This is a genomic window from Pseudoalteromonas sp. 2CM39R (assembly GCF_023161845.1).
Window position 1 is genome coordinate 57,076 of record NZ_JALNTM010000027.1, and the last position, 15,205, is coordinate 72,280.

Consider the following 15,205-nt stretch of genomic DNA (forward strand, 5'->3'; position numbering starts at 1 on the left):
CTAGTAATTATTAATGGATATTTTATGACTGAAAAAACAAAGTTAGTTCGCATTGCCACTCGTAAAAGTGCATTGGCACTCTGGCAGGCTGAATTTGTAAAAGCGCAGCTAGAGCATTTTCATGATGACGTGCATGTAGAGCTCGTGCCAATGTCGACTCAAGGTGACATTATTTTAGATACACCGCTAGCTAAAATTGGCGGCAAAGGTTTATTTGTAAAAGAGTTAGAGCAAGCCATGCTAGATGGCCGTGCAGATATTGCAGTGCATTCAATGAAAGATGTGCCGGTAGAGTTTCCGGATGATTTAGAGTTACACACCATTTGTGAGCGTGAAGACCCGCGTGATGCATTTGTATCAAACAATTTTGCCAATATTGATGCGCTTCCACAAGGTGCTATTGTGGGGACTTCAAGTTTACGTCGCCAGTGTCAAATTAGAGCGATGCGTCCGGATTTAGAAATTCGAGACTTACGCGGCAATGTCAATACACGTTTAGCTAAGCTTGATAGCGGCCAATATGATGCCATTATACTCGCTGCTGCAGGCCTAATTCGTTTAGAAATGGGCGAGCGTATTCGTGACTTTATTGAACCAGAAGTCTCGTTACCTGCTAATGGCCAAGGCGCTGTAGGCATTGAGTGTCGTATAGACGATACCGTGACGAAAGCATTGTTAGCGCCGCTTGAGCATAACGAAACACGTATTCGTGTTAACGCTGAGCGTGCAATGAACCGCCATTTAGAAGGGGGCTGCCAAGTGCCAATTGGTGCTTATGCATTGGTTGAGGGTGACCAAGTACACTTACGTGGTTTGGTCGGTGCGATTGATGGCAGTGAAATTTTACGCGATGAAATTAGCGGTCACGTTGATGATGCTGAAAAGTTAGGTGTAGAGCTGGCTAAAAAATTATTAGCACAAGGCGCAGATAAAATTCTAGCTGAAGTATATCGAGACGCATAATGAAACATATCTTGATAACTCGGCCCGAAGGAAAAGGCGCAGCCCTTGCAGAGCAACTTGAGCAAGCGGGTTATCAAGCGTCTTTATATCCAGTTTTAAAAATAACCTACTTAACGCCAACAAACGTTGAATTAAGCCCGCTGGTGAACGCTGACAAAATTATTTTTGTTTCACAGGATGCGGTGCATGCATTAAATGCACTTAAGCCTGCTATTAATACCAAAGCACAGTTTTATGGGGTTGGGCAACAAACAGCTGATACTATTTATGAAGTATTTGGTGTGCGTGCCGCACTACCAAAACAACATGACTCTGAGGGATTACTCGCGCTTAAGTCTTTGGCTGATGTTGATGGCAGTAATATTGTGTTGGTCAAAGGTATTGGCGGGCGACCTGAAATAGCAAAAACCTTGAAGCAACGTGGTGCTTATTTAAATAATTGTGTGGTGTATCAACGTGAGCCAGTAGAGCCTAGCTCAGCTAACTGGATAGACCACTGGCAAAGCCATAATGTACACGGTATAGTCATTACAAGTAATGCTGCAGTTGACGCCATATTTAATACTATCTCGGCGGCGCAACTAACATGGTTACAACAGTGCGAATTTTACGTTGCCAGTGAGCGCATAGGTACTTATTTACAGCAACAAAAAATAAATTCGACCCATATACATACTGCGGCAGGAGCTAGCGACCACGCTATGTTTACCTGCATTAATCAGCAAGGTAGCAAAATGAGTGAACAGTCAGCGACGTCAAAAGTAGAAAAATCAGCGCAGCCAACAGCAAAAAACCCCTCTAATACGACTAAAAGTGACTCTGTAAATGCGAATAACCAAACGCAGAGCGCTCCTCAAAAAGTAAGTAAAGTAGGTAGCGTTGCGTTAGTGATTTCCTTGCTTGTTGCCAGCGGTGTGGGTTATGAGTTTTATCAAAAGCTTAATGCCAGTAAAGTGCAAAGTTTAGCAGTTAATACGCTGACAGAACAAAATAAAATGCTACAACAAGAGCTGCAAGCGCTTAAATCTGAGCAGCTTAGCTTGCAGCAAGCGCTGCTTAATAGTGAAGAACAAATCGCTATGGCGCTCAATGAAAATTCTGTAAAAAATCAACAAGCATTAAAAGCCGCGCTGCAAAAGGTGCAACAAAGTGGTAATACATTAAATCCACAAGAGGTCACCAGCTTGCAACGCATGGCTGAATTTAAACTGTGGGCAGAACAAGATTACTCAGGCACCAGTGCCGTGCTTAAACGTTTAGATTCATTGTTAAGTGATCATTCTGGTACGCTTGAGTTGCGTCAAGCAATTACACAAGACATACAAACACTCGACAATATTAAACCCGTTGCGACAGAAGCGATTTATTTACAATTAAACAGCGTAATAAAGCGTATTGATGACTTGGTATTTAATGCGGTTAATTTGCCTGAAGAGGCGAGTATAAGTGATGAGAATGCACTCTCTGAAGATGTTAGTGATTGGCAACAAAACATTCTTAATAGTTGGAATAAAATAGTCGATAGCTTTATTACTATTCGCCATCATGAAGGCGTATTAATTGAGCCACTATTAACTGACCGAGAGCGTCATTTAATTACCCAGCGCATCAAGCTTAATATTACTCAGGCGCAAGACGCATTAATGGGTAAACAAGCTAGTATTTATTTTAACGCTTTGAATGATACAAAACGTTTGGTTAATGAATACTTTAAACAAGATGACGATGCAACAAAAGTGGTAATACAGACATTAGCCAATCTTGAAAAAGAATCGCTTAACTTTAACCCTGAAGTGACACTGCAAAGCACTCAACAAGTGAAGGAGTGGGCACAATGATAGGGCTGATTATTTTTATTGTCGCTATTGTATTGGTGCTAGCGATTACCCCCTTTGTGTTAGATGAAAAAGGCTACGTGCTGATTTCATTTAACAATACCACCATAGAGGGCACAATTGTTTCGTTTTGTATTATGGCAGCACTGAGCGCAGCGGCTTTATATTTAACTTATAAGCTAGTGCGTTATTGTTTATCTATATACAGAAACACTAAGCATGGCTTTTTTGCGCGAAGCCAAGAGCGTAAACATGCGGCTATAGAGCAAGCATTGTGGAGCCTCATTAATGATGATTACGAGCAAGTAGAAAGTGCGCTTTCAAGCAATAGTGTGCCTGCTAAATTTTCCGATATACGTTTAGCATTATTAGCAAAAGCTGCGCTGGCAAATAATCAGCCAGATAAAGCGCTTGAGCGTTTATTTGAAATCAGCCCAGAGCAACAACTTAAAGTGGCTAAGTTATGGTTAGCTAGTGGCGACAGTAGTGTAATTGAGCCGCAAATACGGGTGGCTGCAGAATCTAAAAAAGCCACGGTACTTGATTTGAAGTTGTACACCGAAGTTTTAGTGCAACAACAGCATTTTAAATTGCTTGAAGACTTTTTACCGCGTTTATTACGCAAAAATGCCTTGAATGATACCCAGTGGCAGCAAGTGTTTTTAGCTTATTTTGCTGCGCAAGCAAGTGATGAGTTAACCGCTAAATATCAACATTTAGGTAAAAAGTTGCAGGCGCATGCGCACACGGCTTATTTAACCCAAATGGCCAAAACAGGGCAGCTAGCAAGTATCGAAAATGAGCTAATTAAATTGCTCAAGCACAACAAGCAGCATGATCAACTGGCTTATATTTTAAGTGAAGCTGCACCAAGTAATGCTTATAAGCTGCAATCAAGCATTCAAGAGCGGTTGAAAAAAGACGAGCACAATAACGCGTTATTATTAGCGCTGGCGTGTTTAGCCAATGCCCAAGGTGATTACGACTTAGCAGCACGTGTTTTTGATAAAGCACTCAATAGCGAAAATAAAGCACAGTATCGACAACAAGCGATATTAAGTTATGAGCACAGTGCACAATTAGATAAGGCACTTGTACTCTACCAATAATCAATTATAGTTATAAATCAATAATAAAAGCGCAGGAGCGACGGTTGTGAAAAATGTATTTACATTATCTTTTAGCCTCGCATGCGCTTATTTCTTTAGTGGTTATCTAAGTAACTTTTTATTCGCCGTTAACGGTTATGCGGTTGCCTCTTGGCCTCCGGCTGGTATTGCGCTGGCAAGCTTTTTACTATGGGGGCGTCGCGCTTATGCTGGCATTTTTGCCGGTGCGGTTTTTGTTAATTTAATTCACTTAGATAACTCCGCTGATATCTTAAATTGGCAAATATTAATCCAATCCCTCGGGGTTAGTTGCGCTATATTTTTTCAGGCTTGGCTTGGTGCATTTCTTATTACCAAAGTCATTAAAGCTCCCCTTAATTTATCTTCTTTAAAACTTAGTATTCAAAGCTTGGTGATTGGTGGGCCGCTATGTTGTGTCATAGCTGCTGGAGCAGGAACTAGTCTACTTGTTTTAAATCATTTTATTAGCACATCTGATGTCATCAGTACCTTTATTACTTGGTGGATAGGTGACTCAATTGGGGTGCTGATTTTTACCCCTTTAGTACTGGCCATATTTAACTATTCGCAGTTGCGTCATCGGCTGCAAGTTATTTTACCTGCGTTACTTATTTACGCCATTATCAGTATTAGTTTTTATGGCGCGGCCAGTGTAAAAAAACAAAAAGACCTTCAAAAACAAGACGCCAAAGTACTGATGACGCAAAGTGCCATTAATCAGAAGTTAGATGAAGTGGCTGCTCATCTATCTTTGTTAGGTGCATTTTTAGCAAGTAGTGATCAAGTTAGCCTTGATGAGTTTAATCATTTCACCTCTAAGCAGTTGAGCTATAGTGAAGAGATTTTAGCGTTAAATTGGGTACCAATGATTACTGCCAAGTCTATTAATGATCCTGCTGAATGGGACAAAAGTATCGTTATAAAGCAAAGAATGGCGAATGGACAGTGGCAACAAGCACCCTTTAGCAATACTTATTACCCAATAAAATACATTTATCCTATAAAGAACACGCAAGATTTGTTGGGCTTCGATTTGAGCTCTGATATAGATATTCGCGATGCCCTTAATAAAGCAAAAATTCTTAATGAGTTGGTACTGAGTAAACCATTTAAGTTACCCCCTACAGATGATGAATTAAGCGTGCTTTTTATTTCTCCTGTATTTGGTGCTCCTGATATTGAAGGGGATTTCAAAGGATTTGTGATTGCACTCGTTAACTTAGCTAAGTTGTCGCAGGTACTTTCATTTGATAGTAGTGGTGAAGTCGCGATTAGCTTTACTGATATAAATAAAGTAGATAATAAACAGACTCTTTATAGCGTTGAGCATGACTCAATGACGTTGCTAAAAGATTATCAGTTGTTAATTGGCCATCGGTTATGGCAGGTAGAAATATACCAACCTAAGACGGAGTCAACCTGGCTTATTTATTGGTTAGCACAGATAGTGGGAATGTTATTTGTTTGGCTATTGATTATGTTTTTAATTTCAGTGGTCGCCACCAATGTTCGTATACGCGAACAAGTGGCAAAGCAAACGCTGACTTTGCGTCAGGAAAAGCAAAAAGCCGATAAAGCCAGTGAGATAAAAAGTCAGTTTTTAGCCAATATGAGCCACGAAATTCGCACCCCAATTAATGGTATTAAAGGCATGCATTACTTAGCACTGCAACAGCGGGACTGGCCACTAGCAAAATCTTACATAGAGCAAGCTGATGGTGCGGTCAGCGTATTATTGAGAGTGCTTAATGATGTGCTCGATTTTTCAAAAATGGAGGCGGGTAAACTTGAGTTAGTGCAGGAACCTGTGGAGCTAAAGTCTCTAGCAAAAGAAGTTATGAGTTTAATGCAGTTTGAGGTCAGTAATAAGCCTTTGTCACTGCAAGTTGAGGTTGATCATGATGCTCCTTTAGTTGTTAATACCGATCCTATTCGTTTAAAGCAGGTGCTGCTGAACTTATTAAATAATGCCGTTAAGTTTACTGCTAAGGGCAGTGTCACATTAAAGATTTGGCAGTCAGCAAAAATGACTTATTTTAGTGTCAATGATACGGGGATTGGAATTAGTGAGGAGGCACAAAAACAGCTATTTAACCCCTTCTCTCAGGCTGATAGTTCAACCTCACGCCAGTTTGGTGGCACAGGGCTTGGTTTAAGTATTTGTAAAAAATTAGTGGAGCTGATGGGAGGAGCAATTGATTTAAAAAGTAGTGAAGGTCACGGCTCTACTTTTACCTTTAGTTTACCGCTTCATTCTCCGTTACCTAAAGCACAATATTATTCAGGTAAGTTAGATAAAATAGATATAAGCAACCTATCACTGGCGAAGTATCGCTTACTACTCGTTGAAGATAACCCATTAAATCAACATGTGGCTACCGCTATTTTAGAAACCAAGCAGGGTGTTGTTGATATTGCTAATAACGGACTTGAAGCGATTAAAATGCTAAGCGATAAAAGATACGACTTAGTATTAATGGATATTCAAATGCCACAAATGGATGGCTTAAAGGCAACGAAAGTGATTCGTAATGAATTAGGGTTTTTAGATTTACCTATTATTGGCCTATCTGCTAATGCGCACGAAGAAGATGCTAAAAAAGCGATTAACGTGGGGATGGATAACTATATAACAAAACCGATTGATGCAGATGCACTGTTTAAAATGATTTGGTTTTATTTATCACGTTAACTCTTTTTATATAAAAAGCAGACATAAGACCTCCAAGCGCTATTTTAAGTATTCTACACTTGAAATATTACTGTACCTGCGTATCATTCGCGCAATTTTAATTCAACCGAGTAGCTATTATGATCAATAGAAAAATACCTTTGCTAGATATTCACCGTCATTTAGATGGTAATGTACGCGCGCAAACCATACTAGAACTTGGTCGTCAGTTTAATATCGCTTTACCAGCGGACAATGTTGAAGCACTTATTCCTCATGTTCAGGTTATTGATCCTGAGCCAAACTTAATGGCATTTTTACAAAAGCTTGATTGGGGAGTGACGGTACTAGGCGATTACGATGCCTGTAGACGTATTGCGATAGAAAACATTGAAGATGCGCAAGCGCAGGGTCTTGATTATGTAGAGCTGCGTTTTAGTCCTTATTATATGGCTCAAAGCCAAGGGTTACACCCTCAAGGCGTTGTTGAAGCAGTGGTTGATGGTATCCGAAGTGCAACAAAAGATACTGATATAAAAGCAAACTTAATTGGTATTTTGTCTCGTACATACGGAGTTAAAACCTGTCAGCACGAGTTGGACGCGTTACTTGCCTTTAAAAATGATTTGGTTGCAGTGGATTTGGCCGGTGATGAAATTGGTTATCCTGGCGAGTTGTTTGTTGATCATTTTAAGCAAGTACGTGATGCATATTTGGCTGTTACTGTGCATGCTGGTGAAGCGTTAGGTGCTCCAAGTATTTGGCAAGCATTAAACGAGCTTGGCGCAAGCAGAATAGGCCATGGTGTTAAAGCGATTGAAGATCCAAAACTAATGGATTATTTACGCGATAACCGTATTGGTATTGAATCGTGCTTAACCAGTAATATTCAAACCAGTACAGTGAATGATTTAACCAAACACCCACTTAAGCAGTTTTTAGATCATGGTATTTTAGCTTGTCTTAACACGGATGACCCAGCTGTTGAAGGCATTGAAATTGAGTACGAGTACGCAGTGGCAGCACCAAAAGCAGGTTTGTCACAAGCCGATATGGAAAAAGCGCAAGCGAATGCGCTTGAAATTGCCTATTTAAGTGACGCTGATAAAAGCGCACTTAAAGCTAAAGTCGCACAGCGTTAAGTTGCTTATATTATCCAGAGTTCAGGTTATATAATTAAAAATGCCACTGTTTACAGTGGCATTTTTTTATATGTGCGCATTACAACTAACGTAATTATTATAAAGTGCTTTTAATATATCGGCACGGCTGATCATACCTACCACTACACCGCCATCGATCACGGGGTAATTTTTAGGCTTACCAGGCTTCATTTGTTCTGCTAATTCCATAATATTGGTATCGCCGTTCACGGTTACCACATCTGTTTGCATCAACTGCGATACTTTAACCATACCATCACAAAAATAACTACTTTGCATTAAGGGTTTAAGTAATTCTTGCTCTGAGATAAAGCCAACGAGCACCTTATTATCATCAAATACCGGCGCGCCTAGTAGTTTAAATTTTTCTAGCTCTGCTATGGCTGTGGTCATTTCTGTATTAGGGGTGATATGAGGCAACTTATGTTGCATAAAATCTTTTACTTTTGTATTTAACATTTAGGTTTCTCCCGCTTAATGTTCTGTACAAAGTATGGTTTATAGATTGGATTTTAGGAAATTGTTTATGTTGATGAGCTTAATAGGTAATAACAATCACAGTGCTAGCAATTAAAACAATTAAGGCACCCTAAGGTGCCTTAAAATAATGCGCTAATGTTACTTTATAAACGCGAATGCATCTGCGTACATGTTTTCACGAGTGGCGCCATGATTTATAAAATCATCACGTACTATGCCAATCATGTCAAAACGACCTGCCATGTAAATATCGTAAGGTTCTAACGAGATGATATCGTTCATCACCGCTTTATGAACATAACCAGTGTGGCCAGTCCAGCTGTCGGTAGGATGCTCTACGACAGGAATAAATTTAAAGTTTTCACGGTTATCTGCCCATGCTTGCATTTCGGTATGTGCATATAGCGCCGACTCTTCTTTTACTCCCCAGTAAAATAGCACCGGGCGCTCACAGTTGATTTCAGCTAAATGCTCGGCCATTGACTTTGCGTAAGAAAAACCAGTACCGCCGGCGAGTAAAATAATTGGACGCTCGCACTGCAAACGCAGCTGAGAAATACCTAAACCTGCTTCAATAGTTACGGTTTGGTTCTCGTTGTGGGCACTACGAAGGTGTTCTAATGATTGCATCGCGTAAGAGTCTGCGTTTGATGCGCCAATGTGTAATTCTAATGCATCAGTTTGTGAGGGGCGACTCGCGATTGAAAACGCACGTTTATCTTTTTCACCTAAAACCAACTGTAAATATTGACCAGCTTCAAATGCTACAGGCTGTTGCGGCTTTAAAATAACTTTATGAACAAATTCTGTTAGTGGGCTGATAGAAACAACTTCAGCGAGTAATGTTTGCATGTTTTACCTTAAATTAGCGGATACGCACTTTATTTGAGCAATAATAGCATATCCGCAGGGTGAGTTTATAGCCTAGAGGCCCTAGACCAAAGTCGTTAAAGAATATCTAAGCTATCCCAAAGCTCATCAACTCGATCCTTAGTGGCTTGATCCATTACAATAGGTTCGCCCCATTCACGGGTTGTTTCGCCAGGCCATTTATTTGTTGCATCCATACCCATTTTTGAACCTAGGCCAGATACGGGCGATGCAAAATCTAAATAATCAATTGGCGTGTTTTCAATTAACGTCGTGTCGCGCGCAGGGTCCATACGAGTAGTGATAGCCCAAATTACATCGTTCCAATCTCTAGCGTTAATATCATCATCACAGACAATAACAAACTTAGTGTACATAAATTGTCGTAGGAATGACCAAACCCCCATCATTACGCGCTTGGCGTGACCTGGATATTGTTTTTTCATTGTCACCACGGCCATACGGTACGAACAACCTTCTGGCGGTAAATAAAAATCGACAATTTCTGGAAATTGCTTTTGTAAGATTGGTACGAATACTTCGTTTAATGCCACCCCTAAAATCGCAGGCTCATCCGGCGGACGGCCAGTAAAAGTACTATGGTAAATAGGGTCTTTACGATGTGTAATATGAGTGACCGTCATAACTGGGAAGTCGTCGACTTCGTTGTAGTATCCTGTGTGGTCGCCATATGGACCTTCCGGCGCCATCTCTCCAGGCATAATATGCCCTTCAAGTACGATTTCTGCACTGGCTGGTACTTGTAAATCATTCGAGATTGACTTAACTACTTCAGTTTTACTACCACGTAGTAAACCTGCAAAGGCATATTCGCTTAACGTATCTGGAACGGGGGTAACAGCACCTAAAATAGTCGCAGGATCTGCACCTAATGCCACCGAAACAGGGTAGGGCTGGCCAGGGTGTTCTTTACACCACTCTTGAAAATCAAGCGCGCCACCGCGATGAGATAACCAACGCATAATGATTTTATTTTTACCCAATAGCTGTTGACGATAAATCCCTAAATTTTGGCGCTTTTTGTGAGGTCCTTTGGTAACGGTTAAACCCCAAGTAATCAAAGGTGCAGCATCGCCAGGCCAGCAGTGCTGAATAGGAAACTTAGTTAAGTCAACGTCGTCACCTTGTAAAATAACTTGTTGGCAGGGGGCTTTTTTAATTTCTTTAGCCGGCATATTAAGTACTTGCTTGAATACCGGAATTTGTCCGAGCGCTTCTTTAATGCCTTTTGGCGGCTCAGGCTCTTTTAGAAATGCGAGTAATTTTCCTACTTCACGTAATTCACTCACATCTTCTTGGCCCATACCCATAGCTACACGCTTTGGGGTACCAAACAAGTTAGCTAAAACGGGAATGTCGTACCCTTTAGGGTTTTCAAATAATAAAGCAGGGCCTTCGGCACGCAGTGTGCGGTCAGCAATTTCGGTCATTTCAAGATACGGGTCGATTTCTTGGCTGATGCGTTTTAACTCGCCTCGTTTCTCAAGTAAATCGATAAAATCGCGCAGATCTTTGTATTTCATTGTGGGCCGTTACTTAGCAAAAAGTTAAAAGTATTATACCCAGTTCATACAAGCCAAGTCATTAGCTGCGCTTAAAACTTAAAGCGCTCTACTGCACCTTTTAGTGAGTGTGCAAGTTGGTTAACGTCTTCACTTTCGCTTGCTAGGGTCGTTGCATTGTTGGCATTTAAGGTAGCCTGCTCGGTTACCTTAGCCATTATTTGTTGAATATCGGTGCTGTTTGCCAGTTGTTCATGTGAGGCACTCGCAATCTCTTTACTCATAGCATTAACCGATACCAGCGTGCTCTTAATACGCTCAACGGCACTATTTAGTTCAGTACTGTTTTCAACGCAATGCTTAGCCTGTTGTTGGCCATCATTTATTTCAGTTTGAGTGGTTTGAGTATGCTGCTGTAGAGTGTTAATCATGGTGGTAATTTCGCTTGTAGAACTTTGTGTGCGGGCTGCAAGCGAGCGTACTTCATCGGCTACTACGGCAAAACCTCGACCATGTTCACCAGCACGTGCCGCTTCAATTGCGGCATTAAGTGCCAGTAAGTTAGTTTGCTCTGCAATACTGCTAATGGTATCGACAATGGCACCAATTAGTTGCGTATATTGAGCTAGTTCTTCTGTACTGCTTACTGCTCTATCTAAGCGGCTTAAAAGTGCTTCAATGCTTTGGCTATTATTATTTGCAATGTCGTTAACGTCATTGGCAAATTGCGAGGCATTAGTAATTTCATTAGAGGTGCTTTGCGCTTGTTCGTGTACGGCTTGAGAACTTTGCAACATTTGCTGTGCTAATGAGGTTGCTTGTGCACTACGTTCCAGCTGTTGCTTAGCAACAATGGTCATTTGCTGGCCTTTTTCGCTGGTTTGAATAGCTGAATTATCTAGTTCGTAAGCATCGTTACTAATGGCTTTTATTAAGTGAGTTAAATCATCACAAAGCTTATTAGTGTTATGCATCAGAGTACCAAATTCATCTTTACTGCGGGGGTTGCTACGCTTAGAAAAGTCACCTGAGGCTATGTGAGCAAGTTCTTTGTTTACCTTTTTAAGCGGTTTTAGCATGGCGTTAGTAGTAAAAACTGAAATAATAATCAGCAAAGCAATTAAAACAAACGCAATAATAATCACTAAACTAGAGCCGGTATTAATCGCTGACTTAGCGCTCTCTTGTAGGGAGTTAAAGCGTATGTCAGCCAGTTTATTAAGCTCAATCAGTTGACTTTCAATACTAATAAATGCCTGTTGAAAGCTTTCAAACCGCTGATCAACTTTATCTTTATTATTGAGCACAGCATTTTGCAATGCATACAGCCCATCAGGATTATTTAATAAGCTGCTTAAATCGTTAAACGCTGTAATTAGCTCATTAGCGTTGAGTTTATTAGCAATTGGGGCGGCTTGTTGCTCTAAGTAGCTAAGATTAGATTTAATATTATCGAGTAAAAAAGAGGTATCTTGCTGATGATCGTTTATATTTTCTGAAGTTGTTATTTGCCCAATCCCTTTGACATTATTATTTAAAGTAAATAATAAATCATCAACACGAGTCGCAGTGCCAAATACTGCATTCAAAAGTGATTGCTGGTTGCTCTCAACGTTTATGAGCTCTATATCAAGCAAGCGGTTACTGAGTTCACGAAGCTGTTCATTAAACGTAATTGTTAGTGCTGCGGCTGAGCTTTGCGCCTTAAATCGTTGCTCTTTTGCTGCAAGCATTTGGTTGCTTATTGTATTTAGCTGGGCGAAGTCTTTGTTAATAGCTGTAAGAAGTGTTTGCATACCTTGCTGCTGGGCAACTTGTGCTTTTAGTGTTTCTAATTTACTAAAAAACTGCGTTTGTTCAGCGTGTGCCTGCTTTTTATTTTCCAGCAGTAAATTAAGTTTAGTTTGGCTATAAGCAATGGCATTAAATTTAGTGATAGAAAGGAGTGATAAACGAAGGTCTTTACTGGCTTGTTGTACAGGCACTGCCAACGCTTCTATACGTGTGTTAGTGATACTAATCTGATTTAGTGACCAGTAAAAAAATATGCAGCTAGTAAGCATTAACAAGCCAATGGCTGAAAAGGCTAAAATTATTTTATGTTTTATAGCGAGAGATTGCATAACTTTATCAACAATATTAAGACTTTTGTTAGTGTAGCAAGTTTTTTAATTTGATGTTAGTTATTGGTTAATTGCTGCTGCATTGGTATTTTTTGCCGTTAATTATTAGCATTGCTTGCTCTCCTTTACTCCAAAATAACACCTCTTGATTAATGTATTTACTGCCTGAAGCACTCACCTCATGATTCAATATGTAATCATGATCATAAAAGCTCAGCTTTGCTTGCTTGTTGCTAATAATATCAAGTTTTGCAGGTGCGTTATCGCAAACATAGTTATTTGTAACTGGCTGCTTATTGCATGCAGTCAAAGCTATTAGAGCAATAATAACGATAGCGTGTTTCATTGGCTGTGCCTTATTGAGTCCCTTGTTTAATTAAGAGCTTAACAAAGCTAAATTAACCGTTGGTGAAAATATAGCTTTACGTTATGTTTAAGATCTTATTTTTAGTTAGGAAATTTCATGGCTGGCACCAACCTTTTAACATTACTGGATGATATAACGACTTTGCTGGATGATATTGCGACCATGAGTAAAGTTGCGACAAAGAAAACAGCCGGAGTACTTGGTGATGATTTGGCACTTAATGCTCAGCAAGTTACTGGGGTTACTGCTGATAGGGAGCTGCCCGTTGTATGGGCAGTGGCAAAGGGGTCGTTTTTAAATAAAGCCATATTAGTCCCTGCTGCGTTATTAATTAGTGTGTGGTTGCCTTGGCTAATTACTCCACTTTTAATGATAGGTGGCTTATTTTTATGTTTTGAAGGCGCAGAAAAAATATTTTTACCTCATCATGCAGAAGCAACAGAAGGTGCTGAAAATTTAAACCTGGCAGAGTATGAAAAACAAAAAGTTAAAGGCGCCATTCGTACTGATTTTATTCTTTCCGCTGAAATTATTGTTATTACATTAGGCACGGTCGCAGGGGCGACATTAATCAATCAGGCGCTGGTATTGAGTGTGATTGCCATCATTATGACGATTGGTGTTTATGGACTGGTAGCAGGGATTGTAAAGCTTGATGATGCAGGTTTATATTTACTTAATCAATCCAAACTCTCCGCAAGTAAGTTTAAAGAATTACTCGGTAAAGCCTTATTAGCTGCAGCCCCACGGTTAATGCAGTTTTTAGCCTTTGCGGGCACGGTGGCGATGTTTTTAGTGGGTGGTGGAATTTTAGTACACGCAATTGAGCTTTTGCATCATACCCAAGTGGATGTAACTCATTATGCGCAGTCGGTTGCTGGTAGCACAGGAGAAATACTAGCCCCTTTAGTATTTGACGGACTGTTAGGAATAGGTGCTGGTTTGGTTATTGTGATTGCGCATGTCGCTTATACTAAGTTATTTAAAGCAAATAAGTAGCGCGGTGGTAACGCTACTTTATTTTATTCGCACTGAGTTGTTTTGCATAGTTGCTCAAGCTCGTATATAGCTTTGCTATTACCTTGAGCAATGGCTTTTTTATACCAATAAATCGCCTGCTGAATGTTCTTTTTTGTACCTTGTCCATCACGATACATCTGAGCAAGATTTAGTTGACCCCATTGTGAGCCTGAGTTTGCTGCTAGGTTAAAGCTTTCAAGCGCTTCGTTATATTGCTTATCTTTATAGTAAATAATCCCTTGCTGATTATTCTCATCGAGCTTTAAGCCTTTATAAAGAGGTTTAGGTTTAGGTGGAAACATCACAAACCCGCCATAAAGTGAATATGCTTGTGGGCGTAGCACGTCAAATATAATGTCATCTTCGTATAAACGTTTTATTTCATTACGAGGCAGAGTAATAGTTTGAGAAGAAAAGTAATCTCTTTGTACTAATAAACTTGCACGCATCGCTGTGGTAATGGCACTAGTGCGCTTATAGCTGTAATTACTCACCTGAAACGTTATAAATTGCTCATCAAAGCTGAGTACTTGCGCAACTTTTAAATTAGTGAGTGTCCATGGTTCGTGAGTGAACTTATCGGCTTTAACTAAATAGGTATCATAAGCTTTTGGGGAGGTTAAATAGCTTTGTTTTAGTGCTTCAGTGTTGAGGTGCTTTTGATAAAAAAATAACGCCCCCCATAGTAATAAAATTAATCCAATACAGTATTTTGGTAGGCTAAGCTTTTCAAACAGAGGTAACGTTTTAATATTGATAGCCTCACTATGTCCGCATTTATAGCACTCGCGTTTATAGCTTAACTTGATCGGAAATATAGGAAAAATGGTAAAGCGTAAAAAGCGGCTTTGATTAACTAAGTGATAGCTGTTGTTGTTGCAGTCGGGGCAGCACTGAACGTGTGTAAAATGAGGGAATGACTGACTAGTATTGAAAAGCAACATAATAAGGCTCCTTGTTAATTTACAACTTTAGAGCAAGTGATAAATTAGTAAAGCAGCAAACTGTAAGTAATTATGTCATATAGGATTAGTTTATATAGCCCATACTTTTTAATATG

General features: G+C 39.9%; 12 protein-coding genes. 6 read left to right on the plus strand and 6 right to left on the minus strand.

Going from position 1 to position 15,205, the window contains the following annotated elements:
- Positions 1–24: 24 nt before the first annotated feature.
- The 5 genes from hemC (at position 25) to add (ending at position 7,741) form a co-directional block, all read left to right on the plus strand.
- A complete protein-coding gene (gene hemC / locus MTF66_RS34015) occupies positions 25–963 on the plus strand; it encodes a hydroxymethylbilane synthase (RefSeq protein ID WP_138622455.1) in 939 nt (312 codons plus the stop codon).
- Positions 963–2,801, plus strand: a complete 1,839-nt coding sequence (locus tag MTF66_RS34020; protein ID WP_138622457.1) for a uroporphyrinogen-III synthase — start codon at positions 963–965, stop codon at positions 2,799–2,801. The genes hemC and MTF66_RS34020 overlap by 1 nt, the downstream gene beginning before the upstream one ends.
- Positions 2,798–3,907 (plus strand): heme biosynthesis HemY N-terminal domain-containing protein, encoded by a 1,110-nt coding sequence (locus MTF66_RS34025; RefSeq protein ID WP_138622459.1) that lies wholly within the window; start codon positions 2,798–2,800, stop codon positions 3,905–3,907. The genes MTF66_RS34020 and MTF66_RS34025 overlap by 4 nt, the downstream gene beginning before the upstream one ends.
- Before the next feature lie 46 nt (positions 3,908–3,953).
- A complete protein-coding gene (locus MTF66_RS34030) occupies positions 3,954–6,620 on the plus strand; it encodes an ATP-binding protein (RefSeq protein WP_248529982.1) in 2,667 nt (888 codons plus the stop codon).
- A 119-nt stretch (positions 6,621–6,739) separates the two neighbouring features.
- A complete protein-coding gene (add, locus tag MTF66_RS34035; RefSeq protein ID WP_008109049.1) occupies positions 6,740–7,741 on the plus strand; it encodes an adenosine deaminase in 1,002 nt (333 codons plus the stop codon).
- A 66-nt stretch (positions 7,742–7,807) separates the two neighbouring features.
- Here add and MTF66_RS34040 read toward each other — a convergent pair whose 3' ends face one another.
- From MTF66_RS34040 to MTF66_RS34060, 5 genes are all read right to left on the minus strand, one after another.
- A complete protein-coding gene (locus MTF66_RS34040; protein WP_055013101.1) occupies positions 7,808–8,221 on the minus strand; it encodes a CBS domain-containing protein in 414 nt (137 codons plus the stop codon).
- A 159-nt stretch (positions 8,222–8,380) separates the two neighbouring features.
- A complete protein-coding gene (gene fre, locus MTF66_RS34045) occupies positions 8,381–9,094 on the minus strand; it encodes an NAD(P)H-flavin reductase (RefSeq protein ID WP_138595956.1) in 714 nt (237 codons plus the stop codon).
- 95 nt (positions 9,095–9,189) lie between these two features.
- Positions 9,190–10,656 carry a 4-hydroxy-3-polyprenylbenzoate decarboxylase gene (ubiD, locus tag MTF66_RS34050; RefSeq protein ID WP_138622463.1) on the minus strand — a complete coding sequence of 489 codons (1,467 nt, stop codon included), beginning with the start codon at positions 10,654–10,656 and terminating at the stop codon, positions 9,190–9,192.
- Positions 10,657–10,727: 71 nt separating this feature from the next.
- Positions 10,728–12,758: a methyl-accepting chemotaxis protein gene (locus MTF66_RS34055; protein WP_075170864.1), complete on the minus strand. Its 2,031-nt coding sequence runs from the start codon at positions 12,756–12,758 to the stop codon at positions 10,728–10,730.
- A gap of 67 nt (positions 12,759–12,825) precedes the next feature.
- The gene (locus tag MTF66_RS34060; RefSeq protein WP_010392663.1) at positions 12,826–13,104 is read right to left on the minus strand and encodes an MliC family protein; all 279 of its coding nucleotides are present in this window, start codon (positions 13,102–13,104) and stop codon (positions 12,826–12,828) included.
- Between the two features lie 117 nt (positions 13,105–13,221).
- Between MTF66_RS34060 and MTF66_RS34065 the strand changes: the two genes are divergently transcribed.
- A complete protein-coding gene (locus MTF66_RS34065) occupies positions 13,222–14,124 on the plus strand; it encodes a DUF808 domain-containing protein (protein WP_138622465.1) in 903 nt (300 codons plus the stop codon).
- A 23-nt stretch (positions 14,125–14,147) separates the two neighbouring features.
- Here MTF66_RS34065 and MTF66_RS34070 read toward each other — a convergent pair whose 3' ends face one another.
- A complete protein-coding gene (locus MTF66_RS34070) occupies positions 14,148–15,089 on the minus strand; it encodes a tetratricopeptide repeat protein (protein ID WP_138622467.1) in 942 nt (313 codons plus the stop codon).
- Positions 15,090–15,205: the final 116 nt, after the last annotated feature.